The 5,701-nt window shown below is 65.8% G+C and carries 4 protein-coding genes and 1 pseudogene; all 5 read right to left on the bottom strand.

The genetic code is table 11. The annotated features are described in order from the left end of the window. Positions 1 to 659: 659 nt before the first annotated feature. A complete protein-coding gene (locus ABDV78_RS19350) occupies positions 660 to 1,112 on the bottom strand; it encodes a hypothetical protein (protein WP_343529076.1) in 453 nt (150 codons plus the stop codon). 724 nt (positions 1,113 to 1,836) lie between these two features. After that, entirely contained in the window at positions 1,837 to 3,042 is a 1,206-nt protein-coding gene (locus ABDV78_RS19345) for a replication initiator protein A (protein WP_343529075.1), read from the bottom strand. 61 nt (positions 3,043 to 3,103) lie between these two features. Then, the gene (locus ABDV78_RS19340; RefSeq protein ID WP_343529074.1) at positions 3,104 to 4,153 is read right to left on the bottom strand and encodes a ParB/RepB/Spo0J family partition protein; all 1,050 of its coding nucleotides are present in this window, start codon (positions 4,151 to 4,153) and stop codon (positions 3,104 to 3,106) included. A 62-nt stretch (positions 4,154 to 4,215) separates the two neighbouring features. Beyond that, entirely contained in the window at positions 4,216 to 5,364 is a 1,149-nt protein-coding gene (locus tag ABDV78_RS19335) for an AAA family ATPase (protein WP_343529077.1), read from the bottom strand. Between the two features lie 191 nt (positions 5,365 to 5,555). Further along, positions 5,556 to 5,701: pseudogene (locus tag ABDV78_RS19330) on the bottom strand (glutaredoxin); the annotation flags it as partial.

Raw genomic sequence — 5,701 nt, 5'->3', positions numbered from 1 at the left:
GCCCGGTGCTCGCCAACCATCCGAACTGCACGCTCGCGGGCCTCGGGGGAAAACTTGTTCGGCGTCTTGCTCATTCCGGTTGCTCCTACTCATAAGTTGGAGCCTCCGCGAAACCCGGGGCGGTTCAGGCCAACGCGCCAGCGTTCGTCTGCCTCGCAGAGCAAAATGACGTCAAGCCGCAAGCGAGTAAGAACCGTGTTGCGCGGCGTGCGCGCGTGAGTGTGTATGGCTACAACACCTATCTTGCCTTCTCTACGTATGCGACGATCTGCGACGATGGCGCGGAATTGCACGCGCCTGGTGGAGCATCGCATAAAATCGCCTATCGACGCAGATGATCGCGTTACGTCGCACTGTGGCGCATTTCATCGCATATCAGCTTTAATGGCCCCCAAGAGCCCCGCGGGGTGAGTGGTAGCCCGACGCCTTGAGAGAGCGGGCCTCGTTATAGAGGCTCAATCAGGCGGGCCGTTGCTCGATGAGGATAGGCGCATCGGGCATCGGATTCACGCGGGCATAATTACCAGTGGTGGCGACGTGGCCCATGACGTCCTGGTCGTAGCCGAGATAGGCGTTGCCCCTGCTGGGGCCCCTGCCCTCCAGCCGGTTACATTTCGCGGCTCCAAGCACGAATCCCGCGGTCCGTGTCGACAGGACGGTCAGGCGAAGAGGTCGCGGATGGCGCTGGCGCGGAAGCGGTTGCGCATGCGGCGTCGGCGATGTTCGCCGGCGTCGTGGCGCATGTGGCAGGCCTGGCACAGGGCCGCCAGGTTGCGCGGACGGTTGTCGCCCGGATCATGGTTGAGATGCGCGCTGGCCAGGATCACGCGGGTCGTGCGGAAGGGGAGAGGCGGCGCGATGCCCGCCAGGCCCGGCTGCTCGCGGATCATCTCGGCGGGGCTGCGTAGCGCCCTCACCCGCCGGCCGCGTCCGTCCCGCCAGCGCGCGGCGGTGTCGTCCCACCAGCGCCCGTCGCCCAGATGCACCACGTCGCGTCCATGGGGCCGCCCGCAGCATTCGCAGCGCCCCCTCGCCCGGCCGAAGCGGATCAGCGCGGAGAGTTCGCGCCAGTCGATCGGGTAGAGCCAGCGATGTTCGCGCGCGATCGGCATGGGCCCTTCCTGAATCGGTTCGCAGCGGAACAGAAGTGGAAAGTCGCGCTGATTCAGAAAAGTCATAAGTGACTGGGATTGCTGTCGATCATGGCCCCTTCTTCTCTACCCGATTCTTTCAAAACCCATCTCGCCAGGGTTAGAGCGTTACAGGGATATTTAAGGGGTTAAGAGGGCCCAGCATGCCCGGAAAACGGCGGATTTCCGGGGTTTTTCCAGGCAGGTGCGTTCCCGGAATATCGTGGATCCGTTCCCGGAATATCGTGGGTGGCGTTCCCGAAGTGCCGTGGATGCGTTCCGGGAGTATCGAACCGCGTTCCAGATGTATCGAAGGGCCGGATCAGGGGGCGAAATCGGCGGTCCGATTGAATCAGTTTTCGGCCCATCGCGCACGGCGACGTTCAAACTTGCGAGCGGCGTCGAGGCAGGATCGCGGACGCGTCCGAACAACCGATATATCGGGAACGCGTAGCGGCTCTCCTCGCAGGGGGCGTTCAGGGGATGGTCCGTTTTCCACCGATCATTGGGGAGCGAGGGCCATGGCATCGAGCCGGCGCGCGCCCCTCCCCTTCAACGGAGGGGGCAGCGGCGGGGGTGGGGTGGGGCGTTGCGACGAACGCCTCGCTTGCGGTGGCGCCCCACCCCCGACCCCTCCTCTCAAGGGGAGGGGGGCGTTCATCGCGTTCCAGCCAGGTTCGGGGGGAGCCCCCTCCCCCTGCCCGCATCATCCGCGCAGCAGGTGTCGGTTCTTGGCGTCGAAGCGGCGGACATAGCCGATAAAGGCGTTCTGATAGCTGACCGGGGTGCGCGCCGGGTCGCCCTCCACCCAGGCTTTGAATTCGGCGTGGAGCGTCTGATAGTCCCAGCCGGGACATTCGGAGCGCAGCAGCGCCAGCGTCGCCTCGGTGATCTCGCCAAAGGTCGCGCGGGTCGACAGGCTCTTCACGCTGCGGCGGATCATCAAGGCGGCGTCGACCTGGGGCTCGGCCGTGGCGGGCGCTGCGGCCGGTGGCGGAACGGGATCGGGCCTGGGCGCCGCTATAGGCCCAGGGGCAGGCGGGGCAGACGGGGCGCGCGCCCCCTCCCCCTCCCCTTCGGCCCGCCGGCGCATCCTGAGGCTCGGTTCGCGCTTGCCCTCGGCCTGTTCGATCTCCAGCGCATAGCCGGGCAGCGCGTTGCGCTCGGCGATCTTGGCGATCTCGAACTTGAAGCGGCGATACTGCCCCTCGGCGCCCGATTTCTCGAACAGGGTCGGCATGGAGATGGCGAACCCCCCCTCCCCTGCCCCGCCCGCATGTTTGCGCGCGACCTTGTACAGCCAGCGTTCGCGGCCGCCCGAAATATCGAAATAGGCGCGGTCGATCGACAGCACGCCGCCCGTCATCATCACGCCTTCATAGAACCAGTTGGACAGCTCGATGGTCATACCGCGCGACCGCTCGGTCTTCTCGTCGACCAACTGGGTCCAGCCGTCGAGCCAGCTAAACGTCGCCTCGCGCCGGTTCTCGGCGCGGATATTGGTCTTGACCGTGGTGGCGACCAGCCGGTCCAACGCCTGGCCGAGCAGTTCATAGGCGCGCCCCGTCGGCTGGCGCCCGATCGCGCGCAGCAGGTCATAGGGCATCAGGTGCAGTTTGCGCGGCACGTCGTTGATGCCGCGCCGCGCCATGTCCGCCAGCATCGACGCGCAATAGATCAGGATATCGGCATCCCAGATCGTCGCCATGCCGTAATCGGGATTGCCCGAGACATGGACCCACAGCTTGCCGTCGGGGGAGCGATAGTCGATCGGCTTGACCCGCTTGGACTTGGCGAGGCTGAAGAACGGCCGCTCCATCATCTCGCGCTGGTCGCGCAGCGGCATGTCGGCGAGATAGGGCAGGAACAGTTCGAACTGCCCGTTCTTCTCCTCGCGGTCGGCGCGGCTCATGCGATGTTTCCCCGGGGAAACATGCGGGATGCGCGCAGGGCGGTGTTTCCCCGGGGAAACATCAGGGTTGCAGCCCCCTGCCCGTCTGTTCGAGATACGCCAGGGCCCCGCGCAGCGCCTTCACGATCTCCTCGACATCCGCACCCGAACCGGCATGGAGCCGCACCGTCACGCCCTGGCGGTTGGCCGACTGGACCGACAGCACGGGACGGCCATAGCGGTTGTGATAATTGTAGCGCTCCGGCTCGCCGTCCTCGCCCATCATCATCTTGCGGGCGGTCAGCAGGCGGTGCAGCACCTCATTGGCCGGAATGGCGGGCCTGCCCGCCTCGCGCCGCGCCGCCTGTTCGTTCGCGACGACCTGGGCCACGCGGGTGATGGCCGTCGTCTGCATCGGGTCCTGCATCGCCTGCGCCAGCGCATAGCCGGGCTTGAGCTGAACCTCATGCGGCGAGGCGAAGGCGGCGATGACCTCGTCGGGGATCGCGGCGACCTTGAGCATCTTGGACAGCCAGCCCTTGGACAGCTTCAGCCGCTCGGCCATCCGCGTCTGGTGGTTGCCATAATGGGTGGTCAGCGCGGCGAGATAGTTGCGCGCCCGCTCCAGGTCCGAGACATCGGCGCGCGCCCGGTTCTCCAGGTCGGCGAGGCGAAAGGCCGCCTCGTCGTCCAGTTGCGCGACCTGCGCCACGAACATCATGTCGGGATAGCTGTTCGCGCGCAGCCAGCGGATCGACCAGAGGCGCCGCGTGCCCGCGATCACCTCATAGTCATAATCGGGATCGCCCTCGATCCGGCGGACCACGGCGGGCACCTTCTGCCCCCCTTCCGCGATGATCGATTCGATCAGCTCGCGGCAATTCTCCTCGGTCAGATGGCCGTGGAAGCGGGCATTGCCCGGCCACACCTTCACCCGCGCCGGGTCGAGCATCAATTGCGTGACCTGCCGCACCTCGCCGCTGGCGACGCGGGCGAGCGCGGATTCGCGGCCCAGCAGGGTGGTCGTCCGGCTCCGCTCCGTCGGTGCGGTTCGCGCGGGGGCAGGGGAGGCGGCGACGCCCTCCTCCTCCGCCAGAAGAGCGGCCAGATAATCGGATTGTTTACGCGCCATGATAAGCCTCCCACCCGGAACATAGGCAGAACATCGTCATGTAGGAAAGGGGGTGGAGCGGATCATGCGGCGGCATGGATCACCGCCTCCTCGCTGGCCGGTTCGACCCGGCCCCAGCCCTGGCGGACGAGCTGCTCGACCTGGCGCATCGCCTCGTCCAGATTGGCGCGACAGCGTTTGTGCGTCTTGGGCGTGCCGATGGGCTTTTCCAGTTCGTAGACGGTCATCATCCGCATCGCGGCATGGCTGATCTCGGCCGATTCCAGGATCGGCACGGGGAGGAGGGCAGGGCCGAAGCTCTGTTCCATGATCGCGCGGACCATGGCGTGGCTGGGGTCATTACCGTCGAACTTGGAACAGATCAGCCGGACGAACTGGTAATCCACCTCGATCCCGGCACTGGTGAGCTGATGCAGCACCTGGTCCATCATCGACAGGAACTGGACCGTCGAGCAGAAGTCCGGCGTCGTCGCGGCCAGCGGCACCAGCAGCGCGTTCGCCGCCTGCATCACCGCCAGGCTGATCGTGCCAAGCGCGGGCGGCGGATCGAGCAGCACCACATCGTAATTGCGCGCCAGATCGGACAGCCCGGCCTTCAGCTTGCGGAACCGCGCGGCCAGAACCGACCCCCCGTCGCTGCCCGCCGCGGCCAGTTCATATTCGACGTCGAACAGTTCGAGGTTGGACGGGATCAGGTCGACATTGGGCCAGGGCGTCGGCTTGACCGCATAGGCCAGGTCGGTCTGGGTCGGGTCGATCGACAGATAGGGGTAGAGCGTCTCTTCGCGCGTGACGTTGAAATGCGGGTTGAAGCCGAACAAGGTCGTCGTCGTCGCCTGGCTGTCGCAATCGACGACGAGGACGCGGTAGCCCTGCACCGCGAAATAATGGGCGAGGTGGGTGGTGACGGTCGACTTGCCGACGCCGCCCTTGAAGTTCTGGACGGCGATGATCGCGGGAATGTCGAGCGGCGCGCGGACCGGCGATGCGCCCAGCACCTCGCGCATCTTGAGCATCTGTTCGACCGTATAGCCCAGCCGACGGCCATTGTCGGTGATCGGGGCGGAGGGCAGGCGGCCATCCTCCTCCGCCATGCGGATCCGGTTGGTCGAACAGCCGAGAAGCTGCGCTGCCTCCGCGATGCCGAATCGGACGTGCAGGCCCTTGCGGCTTTCGGGCAGGAACGCCTTGCGCCGCAACCGCTCGATCATCCGCTCGCCCGCGCTTGCCAGATCGCCGATCTGGGATATGATTGCATGATCTTCGGCCACCTACCTACCCCCTGAAGCATTTGGGGGTAGTTAATGGCAAAATTCATTCAATACGGCAAGATGGCGCGCGCGGGAGCGATGTTTCCCCGGGGAAACATCGCCTCATTCCTCCCCCGCGATGGGAGGAATGATCAGGACATGCCCAGGACCATCCACACCGCCATGGCGATCATCATCAGATTCTCGGTCAGCGACAGGAAGCCCAGCGGCACGTTGCTCGATCCGCCCACACAGGCGCATTTGAGTTCGCGCCGGTCGATATAGACCGCCTTGACCA

It is taken from the genome of Sphingomonas sp. (assembly GCF_039594485.1).
Classification (GTDB): Bacteria; Pseudomonadota; Alphaproteobacteria; order Sphingomonadales; family Sphingomonadaceae; genus Sphingomonas.
The sequence above is the reverse complement of the archived record's forward strand: the minus strand, read 5'-3'. Positions and strand labels throughout refer to the sequence as shown.

Bases quoted from the DNA above. Each gene is read 5' to 3' on its own strand.
- ABDV78_RS19350 (WP_343529076.1), bottom strand. From the start codon at position 1,112: ATGCCGATCGCGCGCGAACATCGCTGGCTCTACCCGATCGACTGGCGC.
- ABDV78_RS19340 (WP_343529074.1), bottom strand. From the start codon at position 4,153: ATGGCGCGTAAACAATCCGATTATCTGGCCGCTCTTCTGGCGGAGGAG.
- ABDV78_RS19335 (WP_343529077.1), bottom strand. From the start codon at position 5,364: ATGATCGAGCGGTTGCGGCGCAAGGCGTTCCTGCCCGAAAGCCGCAAG.
- ABDV78_RS19345 (WP_343529075.1), bottom strand. From the start codon at position 3,042: ATGAGCCGCGCCGACCGCGAGGAGAAGAACGGGCAGTTCGAACTGTTC.